The 23,377-nt window shown below is 66.2% G+C and carries 23 protein-coding genes and 1 tRNA gene; 15 read left to right on the forward strand and 9 right to left on the reverse strand.

All coding sequences use genetic code 11. The features are described from left to right. Positions 1-71 precede the first annotated feature (71 nt). On the reverse strand, positions 72-1,289 hold the full coding sequence (locus A5753_RS13880) for a class I SAM-dependent methyltransferase (RefSeq protein WP_369829317.1): 1,218 nt from the start codon (positions 1,287-1,289) through the stop codon (positions 72-74). 165 nt (positions 1,290-1,454) lie between these two features. Here A5753_RS13880 and A5753_RS13885 point away from each other — a divergent pair, with 165 nt between their 5' ends. Together A5753_RS13885 and A5753_RS13890 are read left to right on the forward strand one after the other, a co-directional pair. After that, the gene (locus A5753_RS13885) at positions 1,455-1,784 is read left to right on the forward strand and encodes a DUF732 domain-containing protein (RefSeq protein WP_067128732.1); all 330 of its coding nucleotides are present in this window, start codon (positions 1,455-1,457) and stop codon (positions 1,782-1,784) included. A 269-nt stretch (positions 1,785-2,053) separates the two neighbouring features. Next, positions 2,054-3,235, forward strand: coding sequence for a serine/threonine-protein kinase (locus A5753_RS13890; protein ID WP_067128735.1), 1,182 nt, complete (start codon positions 2,054-2,056; stop codon positions 3,233-3,235). 426 nt (positions 3,236-3,661) lie between these two features. Here A5753_RS13890 and A5753_RS13895 read toward each other — a convergent pair whose 3' ends face one another. The 3 genes from A5753_RS13895 to A5753_RS13900 form a co-directional block, all read right to left on the reverse strand. Then, a complete protein-coding gene (locus A5753_RS13895; RefSeq protein ID WP_067128738.1) occupies positions 3,662-4,096 on the reverse strand; it encodes an FHA domain-containing protein in 435 nt (144 codons plus the stop codon). A gap of 146 nt (positions 4,097-4,242) precedes the next feature. Beyond that, entirely contained in the window at positions 4,243-4,395 is a 153-nt protein-coding gene (locus A5753_RS23860; protein ID WP_082971307.1) for a YegP family protein, read from the reverse strand. A 16-nt stretch (positions 4,396-4,411) separates the two neighbouring features. Then, positions 4,412-4,485 (reverse strand) — tRNA-Leu (locus A5753_RS13900). A 355-nt stretch (positions 4,486-4,840) separates the two neighbouring features. Here A5753_RS13900 and A5753_RS13905 point away from each other — a divergent pair. From A5753_RS13905 to A5753_RS13965, 13 genes are all read left to right on the forward strand, one after another. Next, positions 4,841-5,743, forward strand: a complete 903-nt coding sequence (locus tag A5753_RS13905) for a PE domain-containing protein (RefSeq protein ID WP_067128741.1) — start codon at positions 4,841-4,843, stop codon at positions 5,741-5,743. Positions 5,744-5,811: 68 nt separating this feature from the next. Next, positions 5,812-6,999 carry a PPE family protein gene (locus A5753_RS13910; RefSeq protein WP_067128744.1) on the forward strand — a complete coding sequence of 396 codons (1,188 nt, stop codon included), beginning with the start codon at positions 5,812-5,814 and terminating at the stop codon, positions 6,997-6,999. A 159-nt stretch (positions 7,000-7,158) separates the two neighbouring features. Then, on the forward strand, positions 7,159-7,455 hold the full coding sequence (locus A5753_RS13915; protein ID WP_007771418.1) for a WXG100 family type VII secretion target: 297 nt from the start codon (positions 7,159-7,161) through the stop codon (positions 7,453-7,455). A 44-nt stretch (positions 7,456-7,499) separates the two neighbouring features. Next, on the forward strand, positions 7,500-7,784 hold the full coding sequence (locus A5753_RS13920) for a WXG100 family type VII secretion target (protein WP_067128747.1): 285 nt from the start codon (positions 7,500-7,502) through the stop codon (positions 7,782-7,784). A 214-nt stretch (positions 7,785-7,998) separates the two neighbouring features. Beyond that, on the forward strand, positions 7,999-8,772 hold the full coding sequence (locus A5753_RS13925) for a response regulator transcription factor (RefSeq protein ID WP_067128750.1): 774 nt from the start codon (positions 7,999-8,001) through the stop codon (positions 8,770-8,772). Beyond that, positions 8,769-10,304: a cell wall metabolism sensor histidine kinase WalK gene (locus tag A5753_RS13930; protein ID WP_067128753.1), complete on the forward strand. Its 1,536-nt coding sequence runs from the start codon at positions 8,769-8,771 to the stop codon at positions 10,302-10,304. Before A5753_RS13925 ends, A5753_RS13930 begins: the two co-directional genes overlap by 4 nt. A gap of 292 nt (positions 10,305-10,596) precedes the next feature. Beyond that, positions 10,597-10,680: a potassium ABC transporter ATPase gene (locus tag A5753_RS24860; protein ID WP_067128756.1), complete on the forward strand. Its 84-nt coding sequence runs from the start codon at positions 10,597-10,599 to the stop codon at positions 10,678-10,680. Further along, a complete protein-coding gene (locus A5753_RS24865) occupies positions 10,677-10,766 on the forward strand; it encodes a K+-transporting ATPase subunit F (protein ID WP_067128760.1) in 90 nt (29 codons plus the stop codon). The genes A5753_RS24860 and A5753_RS24865 overlap by 4 nt, the downstream gene beginning before the upstream one ends. Beyond that, the gene (kdpA, locus tag A5753_RS13945) at positions 10,767-12,437 is read left to right on the forward strand and encodes a potassium-transporting ATPase subunit KdpA (RefSeq protein WP_067128763.1); all 1,671 of its coding nucleotides are present in this window, start codon (positions 10,767-10,769) and stop codon (positions 12,435-12,437) included. Beyond that, positions 12,437-14,587: a potassium-transporting ATPase subunit KdpB gene (kdpB, locus tag A5753_RS13950; RefSeq protein WP_067128766.1), complete on the forward strand. Its 2,151-nt coding sequence runs from the start codon at positions 12,437-12,439 to the stop codon at positions 14,585-14,587. Before kdpA ends, kdpB begins: the two co-directional genes overlap by 1 nt. Before the next feature lies 1 nt (position 14,588). Further along, complete coding sequence (locus A5753_RS13955; protein ID WP_067128769.1) at positions 14,589-15,512, forward strand: potassium-transporting ATPase subunit C; 924 nt, start codon at positions 14,589-14,591, stop codon at positions 15,510-15,512. Positions 15,513-15,524: 12 nt separating this feature from the next. Beyond that, entirely contained in the window at positions 15,525-18,101 is a 2,577-nt protein-coding gene (locus A5753_RS13960; RefSeq protein ID WP_067128772.1) for a sensor histidine kinase KdpD, read from the forward strand. Beyond that, a complete protein-coding gene (locus A5753_RS13965) occupies positions 18,098-18,778 on the forward strand; it encodes a response regulator (RefSeq protein ID WP_067128775.1) in 681 nt (226 codons plus the stop codon). Before A5753_RS13960 ends, A5753_RS13965 begins: the two co-directional genes overlap by 4 nt. Positions 18,779-18,917: 139 nt before the next feature. Here the strand turns inward: A5753_RS13965 and A5753_RS13970 are convergent, their stop codons facing one another. From A5753_RS13970 to A5753_RS13990, 5 genes are read right to left on the reverse strand one after another with little or no spacing between them, the layout of a single operon-like run. Next, positions 18,918-19,874, reverse strand: coding sequence for a Ppx/GppA phosphatase family protein (locus A5753_RS13970; protein ID WP_067128778.1), 957 nt, complete (start codon positions 19,872-19,874; stop codon positions 18,918-18,920). Next, positions 19,868-20,356 (reverse strand): DUF501 domain-containing protein, encoded by a 489-nt coding sequence (locus A5753_RS13975; protein WP_067128781.1) that lies wholly within the window; start codon positions 20,354-20,356, stop codon positions 19,868-19,870. Before A5753_RS13975 ends, A5753_RS13970 begins: the two co-directional genes overlap by 7 nt. After that, complete coding sequence (locus tag A5753_RS13980; RefSeq protein ID WP_067128784.1) at positions 20,349-21,056, reverse strand: septum formation initiator family protein; 708 nt, start codon at positions 21,054-21,056, stop codon at positions 20,349-20,351. The genes A5753_RS13975 and A5753_RS13980 overlap by 8 nt, the downstream gene beginning before the upstream one ends. A 20-nt stretch (positions 21,057-21,076) precedes the next feature. Further along, entirely contained in the window at positions 21,077-22,366 is a 1,290-nt protein-coding gene (gene eno, locus A5753_RS13985) for a phosphopyruvate hydratase (RefSeq protein ID WP_067128786.1), read from the reverse strand. Between the two features lie 57 nt (positions 22,367-22,423). Then, entirely contained in the window at positions 22,424-23,152 is a 729-nt protein-coding gene (locus A5753_RS13990) for a lytic transglycosylase domain-containing protein (RefSeq protein WP_156656102.1), read from the reverse strand. Positions 23,153-23,377: the final 225 nt, after the last annotated feature.

Here is a 23,377-nt window from a genome sequence, read left to right on the forward strand (position 1 = left end):
CGACCCGGCGGCAGACGACGGAAAGCATGCCTATCAAAGGCCTTGCACCGCAACATATATGGTCCGCCGGGCTACCCGGATGGGTTCAGCGCCATCGCCAGGAAGTCAAGGCGCCACAGCGAGCGGAACAGCGTCAGCCCCAATTGCTGCACGCGCTCACCCTCTTGCGGTCCGACGTCGCCGCGCTGCGCCACGCAGTCGATGATTTCTTTGATCGTGCGACGGCCATCGACGTGCGCAACGAAGGGCAACTGGGCCGGGTTGAGCTTCAGCGTCGCACCGGGCAGGTGGATCGTCTCGCCCGACAGCAGGCAGGCGGTGCGCAGCAGCGGGACGTAGTCGAGGCAGGCCGTCGCCGAGAAGTCGATCGCATATCGCTCCTTCGGGCGTTCGGGGCGGCAGGCGAGGAAGAAGTGGGTGGCATTCGCCGGCTGCAGCCGCTCCATCACCGACCACAGTTTGGTGTCGGGCAGCTGGTCGACGAGCGACTGGAACTGGCTCGCCGGTGTGACGAAGTCGTGGGGGTAATACGGCGCGTTGCGCAGCCAACCCTGGAAAGCCAGCCCGGCCGCGGCGACCAGGCCCAGGCATTCGTCGACGGTGTAGCTGCGTTGGCGGGCATGCAAGAAGGTGTCCACGAGCGCACCCTCGGACGTCAGGTCACGGGCAGCCTGCAGGTAGGAGCGGACCGGGTGGTCGGCCGGTAGCGCCGCGATCGCCTGGCCGACCAGTTGCACCGACGCGGCGTCCTGCGACAGCCCGAGGTCGCGGAACGCCGATTCCAGCATGTCGACGCCGATCCGGCCGTATTTCGCATAGAGCATGACGCCCAGCGCCCCGTCCCGGCGCAGACACCGGCCGAGTGCCGTCAACCCGGCCAGCGGATCGGCCATGTGGTGCAGGACGCCGCTGGAGACGATCAGGTCGAAGTCGCGCGAGAGCGCCGACACCTCTTCGATCGGAAGCAGATGCAGTTCCAGGTTGTCCAGGCCGTGCTTGTCTTTGAGCTGTCGATGGTGGTTCAGCGCAGACTGGCTGACGTCGATCGCGACGATGTTGGCGCCGCGGTTCATATAGGCGAGTACGGCCGCCTGGAAGGTGCCGCATCCCGCAACGAGGATGTCCAAGTCCGCTTTGTAATCCCGGTCGGGCCACAGGATCCGATGGGCCCAGTACGGGTCGAACCAATCCCAGTGGTTCGTCGTCCACCCCGCGAGATCGCTTATCGGAGGCGGATATTCCCACCGATCGTATTGACGGGAGACGCCGTCGCCACGCGGATCTTTCATCACTTCGGCGCTTGCTCCTTCGCGGTGGCAGATCGCGCAACGGTACGACGAACTTACTGCGCCTGCACATTCGTCCGCCGGGAAGCCGGCTCGGTTCGTTCCGATCTGCCGATTTCGAAAGACAGGATTAGGATTCGATTCCTGCACCATTCGAGGAGTGAACGAATGACGAAGACAGCACGGTTGAGCGGCCCGATCGCTGTCGGCGTGGCCGCGTTCGTCGTCCTCGCCACCGCGCCGGTCGCCAGCGCCGATCCTGCCGACGACAACTTTCTGCGCGCACTGACCCAGCGCGGGCTCAGCTGGCCCAGCGGCAACGACCAAACGATGATCAACGTCGGGCATGCGGTGTGTGCCGACTGGGCGGGCGGGGACACCATGGCCCAGACCGTCGACGACGTGCAAAAGTCACTCGGCCTGAGCACCAACGGCGCCGGCACCGTGATCGGGGCGGCGACGGCGTCGTATTGCCCCGAATTTCGCAGCAAAATGTAGGGCGCGGCTCCGCTAGCGGCGCCGAATATTCGGCGATCGGCTACTGGTTGCCAGCTTCTTCTTGGGCGTAGTGGATCATTCGCTCGCTTAAGCGGACCACGGGTCTTCGTGCCCACCAGGCATGCCGATTGCAACCGCATCGCCGGGTGCGGATGTGGCGCCTGTGCGCTTGCTCTGCCCAGGCTCGGGGGGTGAGCGTTTTGAGCCGTCGCTGTTCGGGTAAACGTCGGCACAATTGTGACCGCAGTGGCACGGAGTTAGCAGGGCGAATGGACACCCGGGTGTTGCTCGCCGGCCGTTATGAAGTGCGCGGCAGGCTGGGTCGTGGTGGCATGGCCGAGGTTTGCGACGGCTGGGATACCCGGCTGCGCCGACCGGTCGCCATCAAGCTGCTCCATCCGGACGTGAGCGCTCAGAGCGGCATGCGGAACCGATTTGACGCGGAGGCCTACGCGGCCGCGGCACTCAACCATCCGAATATCGTCGCGATCTACGACAGCGGCGAGCATGACGGTAGGCCGTTCATCGTGATGGAGCGGTTGCCCGGCGGAACCCTGGCCGACGAGGTGGCCCATGGCCCACTGTCGCAGCAGCGGGTACAAGCCATGCTCGACAACGTCCTGGCCGCGCTGACTGAGGCACATCGCGCGGCCATCCTGCATCGCGACATCAAGCCCGGAAACATCCTGCTTGCCGCGGACGGCGAAACGATGAAGGTTGCAGACTTCGGGATCGCCAAGACTCCGGAAGCCACCAAGACCCTGACCGGCCACATCCTCGGCACAATTGCTTATCTGAGCCCCGAGCGACTCGCGGGTGCACCCGCATGTGTCGCCGATGATCTTTATGCGGTCGGCGTGGTGGGCTATGAAGCACTCGCCGGGTATCGCCCGTTCCCGCAGGAGAATATGGCGGCGCTCGCCGGGGCCATTCTCCACGGACGGCCGCCACAGCTGGCAGGGCTGCGACCCGACGTCGATCCCGGCCTGATCATGCTGATCGAACGCGCGATGGCACACGACCCACGCCAGCGGTTCGTTAGTGCAGAGGAGATACGCGCGGGGTTGCACCACCGTCGTACCGCGGCCACAGCCATGCCGGTCGCCGCGCCGCCCTATCCGGCCACCAAGTTGCTGGAAATGCCGGTTCCCGGCTCGCCCACGAACACTTTCTTCCCGGCGTTGGTCTCTTCGACGACGAGCCGCAGGAGAAAGGTGCTGAGTGTCCTGGCGGTCTTGGCGGTACTGATCCTTGTGCCGCTGGCCCTCGCGCTTGATGCTTCGTCCTCGCACGCCCCCGGGCAACCCACGACCACCAGCACGCCGGCGCCGGTCCCTGTCAATAGCGCCGCGCCACCTCCTTTCCCGGCCCCGCAACAGCCTCCGGTCCCCGCCTTGCACGGCCCCGGCAAAGGACACGGCAAGGGAAACGGCGGCGACCGGGGAGATTAGATGACCACCCGGAGCAGTGCGGCGCGAGCGGTTCCAGACCCGCGCGCATGCTGTCTGGGGTCGCCTGAGCCCTGCCGTCTAAATCTTTTGTTTTGCAACCGATTTCATCAACCGGCCGTGCCGGGAAGTTCCTGTCATTTGGCGGGCCTTCGTGGTTGTCGCATGGGCCGCAGGCGCGTTCCGATATCGATTGCTTGCCCACGACAACGACGGCAATGGCGCGGAAATCGCTGTGGGACACGAAATTTAGGGACGGGTAGCTGCCCGTGCTGCACCAGCGCAAGTCGCCGAATTCCTTTGGCGCAACAGTCAGATGACTGAACAGGGTAGGGCTGCGTTCGTCGAGATTTCGATCCGCGACCTTTGCCCCGATGTCGTGCCTGGTGGCAGCGGGGCAAATACGTGGTCAATGCCAGCTCGAAAGGATTATCGGGTCAGGAAGACCAGCCGGAACTTACCGATCTGCACCTGATCGTTATTGGCCAGCACTGTTGAGTCCACCGGATGACGGTTGACATAGGTGCCGTTGAGGCTGCCGACGTCGGTGACGGCCCAGCTGCCGTCCTCTTTGAGGCGAAACTCGGCATGGCGGCGGCTCACGGTCACGTCGTCGAGCAGAATGTCGCTGTCGGGATGGCGCCCCGCCGAGGTGACTGGCTGATCGAGTAAGAATCGAGAACCGGCGTTCGGGCCACGCTTGACAACCAGCAGCGCCGATCCACTCGGCAACCCTTCGACGGTTTCCGCCGCGGTAGTAGCCGTCGAACCGTTCTCCTGCTCGCCGAGAAAGTCGGCGCCATAATCCGCGGTGGTCTCCCCCGCCGCTTCTGTGAGGTTTTGGTCGTCGTCGCCGCGGTTCACGTGTTTTCACTCCCCGCCGCTCTGGCCGGTTTTGCATGGTGCCAGCCCACTGGACGGCTCTCCCTTTACCTGAACCTCGGGCACGATCAGAAACCCGCTAGCAAGAAGAAGTACCCGGGTGCCGGCGGACTTATTCCGGAAGGCAGCTAACCGAGTTGGGTTACCCCGTCTTGTCCACCACAGTGGGTTCCGGCAGCGTTGGTCTGAACAGACTTGCCGCCGTTCTCGCTCGCCTTGGTGCAGTAACCCTCGCTGGTGGCGATCAACTCTCCGTTGGCTGCTTGAGATGGAATCGGCACTCGCCACTTTTCCCGGTGCCCCCAGTCGGACTCGAACCGACACTGTGCGGATTTTAAGTCCGCTGCCTCTGCCAATTGGGCTATGGGGGCCCGGCGGCGAATCTAGCGCGTCGCGGCCGCACGCATGGCATCGCATCGCCTTGCTAATTAGCCAGCTGTCCAACATGCCGGCCGGAGCGAGACCGGCTAGGATCCGCGCGCCGCGCGCGATTTCCTCCTGTCGGCACCTTTGCTCAGATGACATCACGATGTCATCCGACAGGGGTGTGTTAAAACTGCCGCCCTTGTCGTTAAGAAGCCGTAAACGACTGTCACCCCTGCCCTTTGGATGGGGAACGTGGGGTTGTGGGTCATTAGCCTTACCGCCAACGCATTAGGGCCGTTGACGTGCACACAAAGGCCGATCTACGCCGAAGTCGACTCGTTCCAACACTAGGAGCACCGGATGTCGTTTCTGACAACGCAAACTGAAGAAATGTTAGCCGCGGAGCAACTGCTCAGCGGCATCAACACCAATTTGGCGGCGCAGAACGCGGGCGCCGCATCGGCGACGACCTTTGTCGCCCCGGCGGCCGCCGACCCGGTTTCGATCCAGCAGGCGGCCATCTTCTCCGCTTACGGCACCACGTACCAGTCCACCGCGGCCGAAGCCCAGACGTTGCTGGAGCAGTACGCGGCCACCCTGGGTATCAGCTCCAACAGCTACGGGGACACGGAGGCGGTCAACGCAGCCCAGGCCGTGCTGTCGAATTCGAGCATGTTGGCAAGTCCCCTGGCCGCCCCGAGCGCCAGTGGCAACCCTCTCGACGTTCTGCAGTGGCTCCTCGGCGGCACCGGCAACTACAGCTCGGGCCTGGGCGGCCCGTTCGGCCTGTCCAGCAACCTGGGCAACATCCTCAACATCGGTGGTGGCAACTGGGCGTCGGCGGGCTCCGACCTGCTCGGCATGGCCGGTGGCGGTCTGCTTCCCGCGGCCGCTTCGGACACCGGTGACGCCGCCGCTGCGGCCGGGGCAGCCGATCTTGCCGCGTCGACCGCGCCGGCCACCCCCGGCATGACTGGCATGGCAGGCGTGGGAGCGATGCCGGCGGCGGCCATGGGCCAGGCGACCATGGTCAGCAAGCTGTCGGTGCCGCCGGCTTGGGCCGGATCGGTCACCCCCGTGGCGGGGACCGCCGCCGCGCCGCTGCAGACGGTCGGCTGGACCGCCGCGGCGCCCCAGGCCGGCGCCGGAACGGTCGTGCCGGGCATGCCGGGGATGGGTGCGGTGGCGCGCAACAGCGCGGGCTTCGGCGCGCCGCGCTACGGCGTCAAGCCGATCGTCATGCCGAAGGCGTCGACCCTCTAGGCGCGACAGAGACGCGATCACCGGCCAGCGAAGCATAAAAGTTCACACCGATAGGACGGGATACAGAAATGGTTCTTGAATTTGCGGGTGTACCACCAGAAGTCACTTCCGCGCTCATGTACGCGGGCGCGGGCTCCGGGCCGCTCATGGCCGCGGCCACGGCGTACGCCAACCTGTCCGCCGAGATAAGCACGACCGCCACCCAGTGGGAGTCGATCATCTCGTTGCTGACCACCGAGCAGTGGACGGGCGGCGGGTCGGCAGCGGCTGCGACGGCGGCCCAGCCCATCGTGTCCTACCTCACCGAGACGGCGGCCACGCTCGAGCAGGCGAGCGTTCAGGCCACCGCGTCGGCGGCCGCGTATGAGGCCGCGTTCGTCGCGACGGTGCCCCCGCCGGTGATCGCGGCCAACAGGTCGTTACTGGCGACGCTGGTCGCGACGAACTTTCTGGGGATCAACGCCCCCGCGATCGCCGCAACCGAGGCGCAGTACGCCGAGATGTGGGTGCAAGACGCCACCATGATGGCCACCTACCAGGCGGCCTCGGCGGCCGCGGGCACCCTGCAGCCGCCCACGCCGCTGACGTCGAGCACCAACCCGGCGGCCGCGGCGGCCATCGACAACAGCGCGCTCGTCGGTAACGCGACGAACGGCACCGCCCAGGCGTTGGTGGCGCCCGTGCAATCCGCGGCGGATCTGATTCCCGGCTACACCACGCCACCGATTCCGGCCAGCGCGAACCTGTTGCAGTCGATCGACGGTTTCCTTGGCACGCCGTCGGTCTTCAACGCGATCAACGGCGCGGTCAACACCGGCGCCTGGTTCACCATGAACGCCATTCCCACCGGCGTATCGCTGGGGCACACCCTGGCCGCCGCGGCTCCCGCGGCCGCGGTGGGCGACGTGGCGCCGGCCGGCGCGCTGGGCATCACCGAGGGCGCCATGGTCAGCTCCGTGGCACCGGCGGGTGGCCTGGGTGCCGCGGCGTCGGCGAGCGTCGGCGAGGCGTCCGCGGTCGGCGGCCTCTCGGTGCCGGCCAGCTGGTCTGCGGCCGCTCCGGCGGCGTCGGTGGCTTCGGCCGCCGCCCCGCTCGAGGGCTCGGGCTGGACGGTCGCCTCCGAGGCCGCCCAGCCGGTCAGCGCGATGCCCGGCATGCCCGGAATGGCGGCTGCGGCAAAGGGCGCCGGCGCCTACGGCAGCGGACCGCGGTACGGCTTCAAGCCGATCGTCATGCCCAAACAGGTTGTCGTCTGAGAGGGGACCGCTGATATGGCAAGAAGGGGGTCGATGTCACCCGTTTGAGGCGAGCAATTAATCCGGCCGCCGTAATCTATTTACAACGCGGCCACCACGGCATTAGGTACAACTGTTAAGACTCCGGCGAAGCGAACTTCACGATAGGAGACAGCCGACATGGCAACACGTTTTATGACCGACCCGCACGAGATGCGGGCGATGGCGGGCCGCTTCGAGGTGCACGCCCAGACCGTTGAGGACGAGGCCCGCAAGATGTGGGCGTCGTCGATGAACATCGCCGGCTCCGGCTGGAGCGGTCAGGCCCAGGCCACCTCGTACGACACCATGGGTCAGGTCAACCAGGCCTTCCGCAACATCGTCAACATGCTCCACGGAGTGCGCGATGGACTGATTCGCGACGCGAACAACTACGAGCAGCAAGAGCAGGCCTCGCAGCAAATCCTCGGCAGCTAGCAGTCGAACCGGCAGCTGCCCAACACTTTTAAGGAGCTACGCAAATGAGCATTAACTACCAGTTCGGCGATGTAGACGCCCACGGCGCCTTGATCCGCGCCCAGGCCGCGTCCTTGGAGGCTGAGCACCAGGCCATCGTTCGCGATGTGCTTGCTGCCGGCGACTTCTGGGGCGGTGCGGGTTCGGTGGCATGCCAGGAGTTCATCACCCAGTTGGGTCGCAACTTCCAGGTCATTTACGAGCAGGCCAACGCGCACGGACAGAAGGTTCAGTCCGCGGGCAGCAACATGGCCAGCACCGACAGCGCCGTCGGGTCCTCCTGGGCCTGACACCTCGTCTCGACAACGGGGCCGCACACCATGTGGTGTGCGGCCCCGTTCTTCGATTGACGAATAAGCTTGTGCCGCAACGGTTACAAAGCCATACTTCTTGCGGGCAGCCGGCGCGACCGCAGTCGCTTTCGACATGATTTATCTCGGCCTACATTTGAGGTTTCTATGAACTCCGTGACAGTCGTGTGTGTGCTTGCCAGAATGTAGGAACATGACCGCAATGGCCGGATACTCAGGCGCGCAGCGACCACGCCAAGCCATCCTGGGACAGCTGCCCAGGATCTACCGCGCCGACGGGTCACCCATCAGGGTTTTGCTGGTCGACGACGAGCCGGCGTTGACCAATCTGGTGAAAATGGCGCTGCATTACGAGGGCTGGGTCGTCGACATCGCGCACAACGGACGCGAAGCCATGGCCAAGTTCGACCGGGTCAGCCCCGACGTGCTCGTCCTCGACATCATGCTTCCCGACGTGGACGGCTTGCGGATCCTGGAACGCGTGCGGCAGTCCGACGCCTACACCCCGACGCTTTTCCTCACCGCGCGCGACTCGGTGATGGACCGGGTGACCGGTCTGACCGCGGGGGCCGACGACTACATGACCAAGCCGTTCAGCCTCGAGGAACTGGTTGCCCGGCTGCGCGGCCTGTTGCGTCGCTCCGGCCAGCAGCCCACGCCAACCGCCGAAACGCTCAAAGTCGGCGACCTCCGGATCGACAGCGCCAGCCGGGACGTCACCCGCGACGGCGACCCGATATCGCTGTCCTCCACCGAATTCGAGTTGCTGCGTTTCCTGATGCGCAACCCCCGCCGCGCGCTGAGCCGCACCGAGATCCTGGACCGTGTCTGGAATTACGATTTCGCAGGCCGCACCAGCATCGTCGATCTCTACATCTCGTACTTGCGGAAGAAGGTCGACTCCGGGCGGGGACCGATGATTCATACCGTCCGCGGTGTGGGGTACATGCTGCGGCCGGCGGAATGAGCCGAGACCCGGACGGCGCATCCGGGGACTTTCCCCGGTGGTTCCCCCGTTCGCTGCGGCGCCAACTGCTGTTGGGGGTGCTGGCGGTGGTCAGCGTGGTGCTGGTGACGGTCGGAATCGTCTCGGTGCTGAGCCTGCGCGGCTACGTCAACATCATGAGCGATGCCGATGTGGCCGAGTCCCTGGACGCGTTCAGCCACCAGTACACCAAATACCAGAACGGCGAGCATGTTTCGTCGAAGCCCGGCACCCCGCCGATCGCGCAGGCGATGCTGGAGTTCACCGGGCAGACGCCGGGAAACCTGATCGCCGTGCTGCACAACGGCACCGTCATCGGATCGGCAGTCTTCTCCGAAGACGAACCGAAACCCGCGCCGGCCGATGTCATCCGCGACCTTCAATCGCAATCGTGGAGTAACGGACCGCCGCGGACCGAAATACTCGGCAGGCTGGGGCCTTACCGCATCGACAGCACTGTCAACGGGTCCGATGTCCTCGTGGTCGGGGTGTCGCAGAACCTCGCCGACCGCATCATCGCCCGCAAACAGCTCACCACCATCGTGCTCACCGCGTCGGCATTGCTGCTCACCGCCGGGCTCACCGTGTGGGTGGTCGGCTACACGCTTCGTCCGCTGCGCCGGCTCGTGGCAGTCGCCGCCCGTGTCGCCGCCATGCCGCTCACCGGCGACGACCACCGGATCAGCGTCCGCGTGCCACCGCAGGACACCAACCCGCAGAACGAGGTGGGGATCGTCGGCCACACGTTGAACCGCTTGCTGGACAACGTCGATAGCGCGCTGGCGCATCGGGTCGACTCGGATCTGCGGATGCGCCAATTCATCACCGACGCAAGTCATGAGTTGCGCACACCGCTGGCCGCCATTCAGGGCTACGCCGAACTCACCCGCCAGGACAGTTCGGCACTGCCGCCCACCACCGAATACGCATTGGCCAGAATCGAATCCGAGGCTCGGCGGATGGCATTGCTCGTCGACGAGTTACTCCTGCTTTCGCGCCTGGGCGAAGGTCAGGACCTGCAGTCCGAGGACGTCGACCTGGCCGAGTTGGTCAGCAATGCGGTGAATGATGCGACTGTGGCAGCCTCGACGCACCACTGGGTCAAAGACCTGCCCGACGAGCCGGTCTGGGTGCTCGGCGATCACGCCCGGTTGCATCAGCTAGTCAGCAACCTGCTCAACAATGCCCACGTGCACACCCCACCGGGGGTGACGGTAACGACCGGAATCACTTGCCGCCGTGTCGGTCCCGGGGCGCCTTACGCGGAATTGACCGTCACCGACGACGGCCCGGGCATCGACGCGGAGCTGCTGCCCCGGTTGTTCGAGCGGTTCGTTCGGGCCGACAAGTCGAGGTCCAACGGCTCAGGCAATGGACTGGGTTTGGCCATCGTCAACTCCATCGTCAAAGCCCATCACGGTTCGGTCACCGCCGAATCCGACGAGAGCCGCACCGTTTTCCGGGTGCGGCTGCCGTTGATCACCAGGTCGATCGCCGACAAGACAGCGCATTAGGGCGCCGGTGGTGCCGGGCATGTATGTCGTTGCCACAGCAGCTGGTTGACGAACGCCCCGATCCTTTGCGGACCGGCAAGGCGCCGCGTTAAGGGGCTGCGGCCGCTGGCCCTCGGGGGCGTTAAGAAACCGTAAATGTGCACCCGGCGCCCGTTAGGAAACCGTCAACCGGAGGCTCCGGCCGATGACACCGCAGCTAATTTCGAGCTGATCTTGGCTGGCGAGACTGCGGCGTGGCTGGCTCGTCGAGTCCCTTTTCGTATGCACGCGATCGGCGCGGGACGGAGAAGTGATGGGCGTGGTGGTGTATCTCGTGTTGACCGTGGCGGTGTTCGCCGCACTCGGCCTGGCCCAAAAGTTGGTCGAACGGCTGTGAACTACCAGAATGCGGTCGGCCTGGTGCTTTCCATCCTCATTGCTCTCTATCTCGCAGGCGCCCTGCTGTTCCCGGAGAGGTTCTAAGTGAACACGACAACAGCCGGGATCCTTTTCCTCGTGGTTCTCGTCGCGGCGGTGGTGATCGTGCACGTTCCCTTCGGCGACTACATGTTTCGGGTGTACACGTCGGAAAAGGACCTGCAAGCCGAGCGGGTGATCTATCGATTGATCGGGGTCGATGCCCGCGCGGAGCAGACCTGGGGCGCCTACGCCCGCAGCGTGTTGGCGTTCTCGTCGGTCAGCATCCTGTTCCTGTTCGCGTTTCAACTCGTACAGGGCAAGTTGCCCTTGCATCTGCATGACCCGGCCACCAAGATGACGCCGTCACTGGCCTGGAACACCGCGGTCAGCTTCGTCACCAACACCAACTGGCAGGCGTATTCCGGCGAAACGACCCAGGGCCACCTCGTGCAGATGGCCGGACTGGCGGTGCAGAACTTCGTTTCGGCCGCCGTCGGTATGGCGGTGGCGGTGGCGCTGGTGCGCGGGTTCGCCCGCAGACGCACCGGCGAACTGGGCAACTTCTGGGTAGACCTGGTGCGCGGAACGCTGCGCATCCTGCTGCCCGTCGCCATCGTCAGCGCAATCCTGTTGGTGGCCGGTGGGGCGATCCAGAACTTCCACCTGCACGATCAGATCGTCACCACGGTCAACGGCACTCAGCAGACGATCACCGGCGGCCCCGTGGCCAGCCAGGAGGTGATCAAGGAGCTCGGCACCAACGGTGGCGGTTTCTATAACGCGAATTCCACGCACCCGTTTGAAAATCCGACCGCGTGGACGAACTGGCTGGAAATCTTTTTGATCCTGGTGATCGGCTTCTCGCTGCCACGCACTTTTGGGCGGATGGTGGGAAACACTAAGCAGGGCTTCGCGATTGCGGCCGTGATGGCGACGCTCTACACGACGAGCACGACGTTCATGCTGTGGTTTCAGGTGCAGCACCATGGCACGGTGCCGACGTCGATCGGCGCGGCGATGGAGGGAGTGGAGCAGCGATTCGGCGTCGCCGATTCCGGGGTGTTCGCCGCCGCGACGACGCTCACCTCGACCGGCGCCGTCGACTCCACCCATGACTCCCTCACCAGCCTGGGCGGCATGATCGCGATGTTCAATATGCAGCTGGGCGAGGTCGCGCCCGGTGGGACCGGCTCCGGGCTGTACGGCATGCTCGTGCTGGCGGTGATCACCGTCTTCGTCGCGGGGCTGATGGTCGGACGCACCCCCGAGTACCTCGGCAAGAAGATCACTCCGCGCGAAATCAAGCTTGCTGCAAGCTATTTCCTGGTCAGCCCGTTGATCGTGCTGACCGGCACCGCCATCGCGATGGCACTGCCCGGTGAGCGGACCGGCATGCTCAACGGCGGACCGCACGGGCTCTCCGAGGTGCTTTACGCGTTCACCTCCGCGGCGAACAACAACGGGTCTGCCTTCGCGGGGCTCAGCGCCAACACAGAGTGGTGGAACACGGCCCTGGGGCTGGCGATGGCCTTCGGCAGATTCCTGCCAATCGTGCTCGTGCTGGCGCTGGCCGGCTCACTGGCCAAGCAGGGCCGCACACCGGAGTCGACGGGCACCCTGCCCACCCATCGGCCGCAGTTCGTCGGGATGGTGGCCGGAGTCACGTTGATCGTCGTTGCCCTCACGTTCTTGCCCATGCTCGCGCTCGGGCCTCTCGCCGAAGGAATTCACTGATGACCGCGACCGCGATCGACCCGGCCGAACAGACGCAACCGTCAAGTCCCCCAGGCAGAAAACGGGTGCAGGGCGGTCTGCTCGACCCGAATATGCTGTGGAAATCGACACCGGATGCGTTGCGAAAACTGGATCCGCGCACCCTGTGGCGCAACCCGGTGATGTTCATTGTCGAAATCGGCGCCGCCTGGAGCACGGTGCTGGCGTTCATGGATCCGACGTGGTTCGCCTGGTTGACGGTGATCTGGCTATGGCTGACGGTGCTGTTCGCCAACCTCGCCGAGGCGGTGGCCGAAGGCCGCGGCAAGGCCCAGGCCGAAACGCTGCGTCGGGCCAAGACCCAGACCATGGCCCGGCGGCTCAAGGACTGGGCGCCCGGCGCCATCGCGGTCGAGGAAGCGGTCGCCGCGCCGCGGGTGCAGCAGGGCGATTTCGTCGTGGTGGAGGCCGGCCAGGTGATCCCGGGTGACGGCGATGTCGTGGAAGGCATTGCCTCGGTAGATGAATCGGCGATCACCGGTGAATCGGCACCGGTGATCCGCGAGTCCGGCGGTGACCGCTCGGCGGTCACCGGCGGGACCACCGTGCTGAGCGACCGCATCGTCGTGAAAGTCACCCAAAAGCCGGGCGAAAGCTTTATCGACCGGATGATCGCGCTGGTCGAGGGCGCCAACCGGCAGAAGACACCCAACGAGATCGCGCTGAACATCCTGCTGGCCGCGTTGACCATCATCTTCGTGTTCGCCGTCGCGACCCTGCAGCCACTGGCCATCTACTCGAAGGTCAACAATCCGGGTGTCCCGGATGGCCAGGCGCTCAACGCAACCGGTGTCACCGGAATCGTGATGGTCTCACTTCTGGTCTGTCTGATTCCGACGACGATCGGTGCGCTGCTGTCGGCCATCGGCATCGCCGGCATGGACCGGCTGGTGCAGCGCAACGTGCTCGCCATGTCCGGGCGGGCGGTGGAAGCCGCCGGTGACGTGAATACCCTGCTGCTGGACAAGACCGGCACCATCACCCTGGGCAACCGGCAGGCCGCGGCCTTCCTCCCGCTCGATGGGGTCTCCGCCGAACAGCTGGCCGACGCCGCGCAGTTGTCCAGCCTCGCCGACGAAACACCCGAGGGCCGTTCGGTTGTCGTGTTCGCCAAGCGACGCTTCGGGTTGCGGGCACGCACACCCGGTGAACTCGCCCACGCCCAGTGGGTGACGTTCTCGGCCACCACCCGGATGTCCGGTGTCGACCTCGACGGTCACCTGTTGCGCAAGGGCGCTGCGAGCTCGGTGGCGGAATGGGTACGCGCGCAGGGCGGTCAGGTGCCCGAGCAGCTCGGCGAGGTCGTCGACGGCATCTCGGCCGGGGGCGGTACTCCGCTGGTCGTCGGGGAGAGTCGGGGCGGCGGGGCAAGAGTGCTCGGTGTCATCCATCTCAAGGACGTCGTCAAGCAGGGCATGCGTGAGCGGTTCGACGAGATGCGGCGGATGGGCATCCGGACGGTGATGATCACCGGCGATAATCCGTTGACGGCCAAAGCGATTGCCGACGAGGCCGGCGTCGACGACTTCTTGGCCGAGGCCACCCCCGAGGACAAGCTCGACCTGATCAAGCGCGAACAGGAAGGCGGCAAGCTGGTCGCGATGACGGGCGACGGGACCAACGACGCGCCGGCCCTGGCTCAAGCCGACGTGGGTGTGGCGATGAACACCGGCACGTCGGCCGCCAAGGAGGCCGGCAATATGGTCGACCTGGACTCCGATCCCACCAAACTCATTGAGATCGTGGAGATCGGCAAGCAGTTGCTGATCACCCGGGGCGCCCTGACCACCTTCTCGATCGCCAATGACATTGCCAAGTATTTCGCGATCATCCCGGCGATGTTCGTAGCGCTGTTCCCCGGGCTGGACCTGATCAACGTGATGCGGCTGCACAGTCCGCAGTCGGCGATCCTGTCCGCGGTCATCTTCAACGCGATCATCATCGTCATGCTGATCCCGCTGTCACTGCGCGGTGTGCGATACACACCCAACAGCGCGTCAAAATTGCTGAGCCGCAACCTATATGTCTACGGCCTCGGCGGCGTCGTTGCCCCGTTCATCGGAATCAAGTTGATCGATCTGATCGTCCAATTCATCCCGGGGATGTCCTGACATGTCTTTCTCGAATTTCGTTCGCCTGCACTGGGCGGCACTGCGCACGCTGCTGGTGCTGACCGTCGTCACCGGTCTCGCCTACCCGGCGTTCATCTGGTTGGTCGCACAGTTCCCCGGGTTGCGTGACCAGGCCGAGGGGTCGATTCTGACCGCCAACGGCAACCCGGTGGGCAGCAGACTGATCGGCCAGCCTTTCACCGACAAAGACGGCAACGCGCTGCCGCAGTACTTCCAGAGCCGGCCCTCGGCGGCCGGCAACGGGTATGACCCCACGTCGTCGGGCGGCAGCAACCTCGGTCCGGAAAGCATCGTCGACACGCCCGCCGATCCGTCGCAACTAGCGGGCGGCAAGTCGGCGCCGGACGCCGGCCTCAAGCCAAGCCTGCTAACGACCGTGTGCTCGCGCAGCGCAGCGGTGGGCAAGCTCGAGGGGGTCGACGGGTCACGACCGTTCTGCACCGGCGGTGGCGTGGGTGCGGTGTTGTCGGTGATCGGACCGCGAGACTCGCGCGGCAACATCATTCGCCCGACGCGGGTGGTCAGCGTCAACGAGCCGTGCACATCGACGACCACACCGTTTCTCACCCTCTACGAGGGCGTGCGGGTCGAATGCGCCAAGTACGGCGAGGACTACTCGATCGGGCAGACCGTGCCCATCCGCGGCGCCGCACCCGCCGACCCGGCGGTGCCGGCCGACGCGGTGACCGCCGGCGGCAGCGGCCTGGATCCGAACATCTCACCCGCCTACGCCGACATCCAGGTGGCGCGGGTGGCCACGGTGCGCCACGTCAGTCCAGATCAGATACGTGAGGCGGTCGCGCAGAACAGCAGCGGCCGCGGACTCGGGTTTTTCGGTGAGCCGTGCGTCAATGTGCTGCAACTAAATCTGCAACTCGACCAGGTTTACCCGGTCACCAGTTAGGTCCGAGGGGGGATGATGGTTGACGTGAGCGACGTCAGCCTCCGCGACCACCATCCCAAACGTGGGGAGCTGCGCATCTATCTTGGTGCGGCCCCCGGTGTGGGTAAGACGTACTCGATGCTGGGCGAGGCACATCGGCGACTGGAACGCGGCACCGATCTGGTGGCCGGCGTGGTGGAAACCCACGGGCGGTCGAAAACCGCTGAGCTGCTTGAGGGCATCGAGCTCATCCCGCCCCGTCACGTTGACTATCGCGGCGGCAGCTTCGCCGAACTGGACGTGCCGGCAGTCCTGCAGCGCCGGCCCCAGGTCGTCCTCGTCGACGAACTCGCACATACCAATACACCGGGCAGCAAAAATGCCAAGCGGTGGCAAGACGTCGAGGAACTGCTCGACGCCGGGATCACGGTAATCTCAACGGTCAACGTGCAACACCTGGAAAGCCTGAACGACGTCGTCGCCCAGATCACCGGCATCGAACAGAAGGAGACGGTACCGGACTCGGTTGTCCGACAGGCGTCTCAGGTCGAACTCATCGATATCACGCCAGAAGCGTTACGCCGCAGGCTATCTCACGGCAACGTCTACGCGCCGGATCGTATTGATGCGGCGCTGTCCAACTACTTCCGACGGGGAAACCTGACCGCGCTACGGGAACTGGCGCTGTTGTGGCTTGCCGACCAGGTCGACACGGCGCTGGCCAAATACCGTGCCGAGAACAAGATCACCGACATGTGGGAGGCTCGCGAGCGGGTCGTCGTGGCCGTCACCGGTGGTCCCGAGTCCGAGACGCTGGTGCGACGGGCATCGCGGATCGCATCGAAGTCGACCGCCGAGCTCATGGTGGTGCACGTCGTGCGCGGCGACGGGCTGGCCGGCCTGTCGGAGTCGCGGATCGCCAAGATCCGTGAGTTGGCGAGCAGCCTGGACGCGTCGATGCACACCGTCGTCGGTGACGAGGTGCCCACGGCGCTGTTGGAGTTCGCCCGTGAGATGAACGCCACGCAGCTGGTGATCGGCACCTCGCGGCGATCGCGCTGGGCACGCCTCTTCGAGGAGGGCATCGGTCCCAGGGTCCTCGAGCTGTCGGGAAAGATCGACGTGCACCTGGTCACCCACGAGGAATCCAAACGCGGCTTCCGGGTGTCTTCGCTCGGACCCCGTGAGCGGCGAGTGGCATCGTGGCTGGCGGCCTTCATTGTGCCGTCGGTGATCTGCGCAATCACGGTCACGACGCTGGACCCATATCTGGACACCGGCGGCGAGAGCGCATTGTTCTTCATCGGCGTGCTGCTGGTCGGCCTGCTGGGAGGCGTTGCACCGGCGGCACTTTCGGCTGTGCTGTCCGGCCTGCTGCTGAACTACTACCTGATCGCGCCGCGGCACAGCTTCACCATCGCCGAACCCAACAGCGCCATCACCGAATTGGTGCTGCTGCTGATCGCGGTCGCCGTCGCGGTGCTGGTCGACTTCGCGGCCAAACGCGCCCGGGAGGCCCGCCGCGCTTCGCAGGAAGCCGAGTTGCTCACCCTGTTCGCGGGCTCGGTGCTGCGCGGCGCCGACCTGGAAACGCTGCTCGAACGGGTCCGGGAGACCTACGGCCAGCGTGCGGTCAGCATGCTGCGGGAAACCGGCGAGGAAGCACGAGCGGGCACCAAGAAGAGCGAAATCGTCGCCTGTGTCGGCAGGGAGCCGTGCGCCACCATCGATTCCGCCGACACCGCGATCGAAGTCGGTGACGACGAGTTCTGGATGCTGCTGGCGGGCCGAAAGCTCTCCGCGCGCGACCGGCGGGTGCTCGGCGCGGTTGCCAGGCAGGCAGCGGGTTTGATCAGACAGCGTGAGCTCGCCGAAGAGGCGAGCCGCGCTGAGGCGATCGTGCGGGCCGACGAACTTCGGCGCTCCCTGCTGTCGGCGGTCAGCCACGACCTGCGCACACCGCTGGCCGCGGCCAAGGTCGCCGTCTCCAGCCTGCGCGCCGAGGACGTCGCCTTCTCCCCCGCCGACACCGCGGAATTGCTGGCCACCATTGAGGAATCGATCGACCAGCTGACCGCGCTGGTCGGAAACCTGCTCGACTCATCGCGTCTGGCCGCCGGGGTGATCCATCCGGAGCTGAGCCGGGTGTATTTGGAGGAGACCGTGCAACGGGCTCTGGTCAGTATCGGCAAGGGCGCAACCGGGTTCTTCCGGTCCGCCATCGATCGGGTCAAGGTCGACGTGGCCGACGCCATGGTGATGGCCGACGCCGGACTGCTGGAACGGGTGCTGGCCAACCTGATCGACAACGCACTGCGCTACGCGCCCAACTGTGTGGTCCGGGTGAACGCCGGCCGGGTGGGTGATCGCGTGCTGATCAACGTCATCGACGAAGGCCCCGGGATTCCGCATGGGACCGAAGAACAGATCTTCGAAGCTTTTCAGCGCCTCGGCGATAACGACAACACCATCGGTGTCGGCCTGGGGATGTCGGTGGCGCGGGGCTTCGTCGAAGCGATGGGCGGGACAATTACGGCTACCGACACCCCGGGAGGCGGGCTGACCGTGATCGTGGATATGGCTGCGCCGCCAGCGATGGGCGCACCGTGACTCGCGTTTTGGTGATCGATGACGAACCGCAGATCCTGCGCGCGCTGCGCATCAACCTGTCCGTGCGGGGCTATGAGGTGATCACCGCGTCCAGCGGCGCAGGCGCATTGCGCGCGGCCGCCGAGCACAAACCTGACGTGGTGGTTCTCGACCTCGGCCTGCCCGACATCTCCGGCATCGACGTGCTGGCCGGTCTGCGCGGCTGGCTCACCGCACCCGTGATCGTGTTGTCGGCGCGCACCGATTCGTCGGACAAGGTCGAGGCGCTTGACGCCGGCGCCGACGACTACGTGACGAAACCCTTTGGCATGGACGAATTCCTGGCACGGCTGCGGGCGGCCGTGCGGCGCAACACCGCCGCCTCCGAGCTGGAGCAACCGGTGATCGAGACCGAGGCGTTCACCGTCGACCTGGCCGCCAAGAAGGTCACCAAGAACGGCAACGAAGTCCACCTCACCCCGACCGAATGGGGGATGCTCGAGGTCCTCGTCCGCAACCGCGGCAAGCTGGTCGGCCGTGAGGAGCTGCTCAAGGAGGTGTGGGGTCCGGCGTACGCCACCGAAACCCATTACCTGCGTGTGTATCTCGCGCAGCTGCGCCGCAAACTCGAGGACGACCCGTCGCATCCCAAGCACTTGCTGACCGAGTCGGGCATGGGATATCGCTTCGAGGAGTGAGATCTTACGGATGGGTCCGCGCGCTGTGTCCCGCCCGCCGTCCACCGCCCGCTGTGTCTCCACCGCCACTTTGGCCTCCCGCACAGGCGGCGGGCAAAAGGTGTGCCCACTTTCCACAGGCCAGTGTGGCGTATCTGGTCTATTCGGCGATGGAGAACACAATGCCGTCCAGGATGTCGTGCTCGCTGACCGTCAGTTGGTCGATGCCCGCGCGGGCACGCAGCTCGCGTGCCAACTCCTCGACCACGATCGCACCCCCGCCGATCACGTCGGCGCGGCCCTCGTGCATGGGTGGCAGTGCCGCGCGCTCGGCCCGCGTCATGCCGATCAGCCGTTCGCATACCGAGAGCAGGTCGTCGTCGGGTACACGCGAAAGATGAATGGCCGCAGAATCGTACGCCGTCAAGTTATGGGCCAGCGCGGACAGCGTCGTCATGGTCCCGGCCAGTCCCACCCACGTCTTCGCGCCCTCCACGGGCACCGCCTCCAGCGCGACCCCAAGTCGTTCGCGCACCACCCGGCGCGCCGCCGCGACCTCCTCGGGCGTCGGCGGGTCCGAATGCAGGCAGCGTTCGGTCAGCCGGACGCAGCCGATGTCGGCCGAGTAGCTGGCCGCCACGCCGCCTTCAGCATCGGCGCCGACGACGATTTCGGTGGAGCCGCCGCCCAGGTCGACGACAACGAAAGGGCCTGTGGCACTGTCCAATTCGCCGACCGCGCCGCGGAACGAGAGCTCTGCCTCTTCGGCGCCGGTAATCACCTCCGCCACCGCTCCGGGCAGCACCGCACCCAACACGTCGGCCGTCATCGCAAAGAAGGCCTCGCGGTTGGCGACATCGCGGGCGGCGGATGTCACCACCATCCGCACCCGCCGCGCGCCGTGCTCGTCGATCAAGGCCGCGTAATCGGTGAGCGCGGCGCGGGTGCGCGCAATCGCGTCCGGCGCGAACTCGCCGGTCGCGTCCACACCCTGGCCCAGCCGCACGATCCGCGTCTCCCGGTGCACATCGCTCAGCCGGCCACCGTCGAAGTCGGCGATCAGCAAGCGAATTGAGTTGGTACCGCAGTCGATTCCCGCGAGCCTGCCGTTCACCATTGGCCTGCCACCAATATGCCCGCCATCGCGGGCTCGTCAACCAGGATCGCCAGCGCCTCGTCGCCGAACGGGTTGACGCCGGGGCCCTTGGCCAGCGAATGCGCGATCAGGACGTGCAGACACTTGACCCGGTCGGGCATTCCGCCGCCGGAGAACGTGGTACCCAGTGATTCGATCGCGTCTCGTTCGGCCAGATACGACTCATGCGCACGCCGGTATGCGGCCGCCAACTCCGTGTCCTGAGCCAGCCGCTCGGTCATCTCGCGCATCAACCCGGTGGTCTCCAGCCGGCTGGCCGCGGCCGTCAGGGCGGGATGGGTCAGGTAGTACAGCGTCGGAAACGGAGTGCCGTCAGGCAGTTTCGGCGCTGTCTTCACCACACCGGGTTCACCATTGGGACACCGGTAGGCGATCTCGAGTACCCCGCGCGGCTCGCGCCCGAGCTGGCGCGCCACCGCTTCCAGGTCCGCATGATCAACCACCGGGACCCGTGGGATTCGGGGCGGGCGCCTGCTCGGTCGATCCCGGTTCGGCCGGAAGGGCAGGGGGCGCAGGCGCTTTGGCCGGCGGCAGGTGCGGGGCGTCAGCGATGGTGTGCCACAGCGACGTGTACCAGGGATCACCGTTGGCCGGCTTCGCCGACGGGGATCCCGGCTGCAAGGGTTCGGCCGCCGACGGCGGCAGCTGAACCTGGAACGGGATGTCTCCGGGCTTGACGAAGCCGAGCCGCTCGCGAGCCTGCGCCGCAATGTAGGCCGGGTCGGCGAGTTTGGCCTTCCGCGCCTCTAATTCCGCGACCTGGCTGCGCAGGGCCGCCTCGGTGGCGGCGAGCTGATTCATCTCGGTGCGCTGAGCAAAATAGGTGCGCACCGGTCCGGCGATGGTCAACGTCAGCACGCACACCACCGCGGCCAGCACCGCCGCGCGGCGGGCGGTGAAGCCCAGCCGTTGCTCGGCGCGCTGCTCGAGAGATTCGGCGGCTTGGCGCGTGATGGGTTCGACGACATGCTCTTGTTGCGTCCGCGTCGGGGTCCGGCCGGCCGGGTTCGCCGTGGGCGACGTCCGCGCAGTCGGCTTGGAGGACGGCTTGGCGGTGCGGCGGCCCCGACCCGAAGCGCCGGCCTTCCCCGGGCGGGGTGCCGGGGAGCGCCGCTTCGAGTCGGGCCGTTTCGCGTCAGCCATGTCAGCCGTTGCACATCAGGCTATTTCGCCTCCAGGGCGTACCGAGGAAAGGCCAAGTCGCCCGCGTAGCGGGCGGCGTCGCCGAGCGCCTCCTCGATCCGCAGCAGCTGGTTGTACTTGGCGACGCGCTCGCTGCGGGCCGGCGCACCGGTCTTGATCTGTCCGCTGCCGACGGCCACCGCGAGGTCGGCGATCGTGGTGTCCTCGGTCTCGCCGCTGCGGTGGCTCATCATCGTGCGGTAGCCGCTGTGGTGGGCCAGCGCGACGGCGTCCAGCGTCTCGGTCAGAGTGCCGATCTGATTCACCTTGACCAGCAACGCGTTTGCGACGCCCTTGTCGATGCCCTCTTCCAGCCGCTCGGGATTGGTGACGAAGATGTCGTCGCCGACGAGCTGCACCCGCTCGCCGATCGACGCGGTCAACGTCGCCCATCCGTCCCAATCGTCTTCTGACAGCGGGTCTTCGATGGACACCAGCGGGTACGAGCCGAGCAGACCGGCGTAGAACTCGGCCATCTGCTCGGCGGTGCGGGTGGCGCCCTCGAACTTGTAGCCGGTCCCGTCGGTGAAAAACTCGGTGGCGGCCGCGTCGAGGGCCAGCGCCACGTCGGCACCGGGCTTGAAACCGACCGACTCGATGGCGCGGCTGATCAGATCCAGGGCGGCGGTGGTGCCCGCGACGTCGGGGGCGAAACCGCCCTCGTCGCCCAGACCCGTGCTCAGACCCTCCTTCTTGAGCACCGCCTTCAATGCGTGATACACCTCGGCGCCCCAGCGCAACGCTTCGGCGAAGCTGGGCGCACCGATCGGTGCGACCATGAACTCCTGGATGTCGACGGCGGTGTCGGCGTGCGCGCCGCCGTTGAGGATATTCATCATCGGCACCGGCAGGATGTGCGCGTTCGGGCCGCCGAGGTAACGGAACAGCGGCAGCTCGGCGGAGTCGGCGGCGGCCTTGGCCACGGCCAGCGACACGCCCAGAATGGCGTTGCCGCCCAGCCTCGACTTGTCGGGCGTGCCATCGAGATCCAACAGCGCCTGGTCCACCAGCCGTTGATCATCCGCGTTCAGGCCGATCACGGCCGGGCCGATCTCGTCCAGCACGGCCTGCACCGCTTTGCGCACGCCCTTGCCGCCGTAACGCTCGCCGCCGTCGCGCAACTCGACGGCCTCGTGCTCACCCGTCGACGCGCCGGACGGCACCGCCGCACGGGCAAAGGTTCCGTCGATCAGGGCTATCTCGACCTCGACTGTCGGGTTACCGCGGGAGTCGAGGATCTCGCGGGCCCCGACCTGCTCGATAATCGGCACTGAGTTCTCCTTGCGTCGTCGCCGGTGCGTGCTTTCGCCGGTCAGCGATACATCCTGCTACAGCGGGTGACCTTTCGCGTAGGCGGTCGCCCAATCGCGGACCGCCCTGGCGTAGACACCGGAATTGTTGTAGGCGCGCAGCGCGGTGATCCAGCCGCGGGGAGTCGCGAGATCCTTTCCGCGCCAACACAGGTAACCGGCCGCCGCGAGCGCGGCGTCGTCGATGTTGTCCGGGCTGACCCGGCCGTCGTTGTGAGCGTCGACACCATAGAGCCGCCACGTCTCCGGGATGAACTGCATCGGCCCCATGGCGCGCGTCACGCCGTCTTCGTCAGTGACGGCTTCCTCGGCGTCGACGATGCGCAGCGTGCCGCCGCTGCCGTCGAGGCGCACACCCCGAATCGGGGGGCTCACATCGCCGTTGGGGGCCAGCCGAGCGCCGCGGTAGGTGCCGTGGTGGCTCTCGACTTGGCCGATGCCCGCCAGGGTGGTCCAGGCGATGTGGCATTTCGGGTTTTCGACCTCGGCAACCCGCGCGGCGTAGGCGTAGGCCTCGAGCGCGATCACCGGAATCTCCAGCCCCACCGACCGCTGTTGCGCCCACTCCCGCAACTGATCCGCGGGCCGGCCGCTGGCATGAGTGTCCACCGCCGGCACCGCATCCCCGGCCGGCGGCGGGACACCGTCGGGAATGAACAGGCTGAGCTGCCAGGTGCAGCTGGAGGCCAGCACGATCGAGGTCGCGCCGATCACGGCGGCCGCGCGCAGCCAACGCCTCGGCGACACCATGCTTTCCTGAGCTCCCCACACTCGCTTGCACCAACTTCCGCCACACCATCGTCCCATGCGTTCGGCAACTACCCGGTTGCCTCGGGCCTCGGCGCACCGACCTATCGCCGGTTTCAGCTAAGCATCGGTTAGCTGCTGGTCGCCTTGGCTAGCGCGGCCAGACCGACGCCGACCACGGGGATTCGCAACCTCATCCGCAATATTACCGAGCGTCCGATGACA

This window comes from Mycobacterium sp. 852002-51971_SCH5477799-a, from assembly GCF_001667145.1.
Taxonomy (GTDB): domain Bacteria; phylum Actinomycetota; class Actinomycetes; order Mycobacteriales; family Mycobacteriaceae; genus Mycobacterium.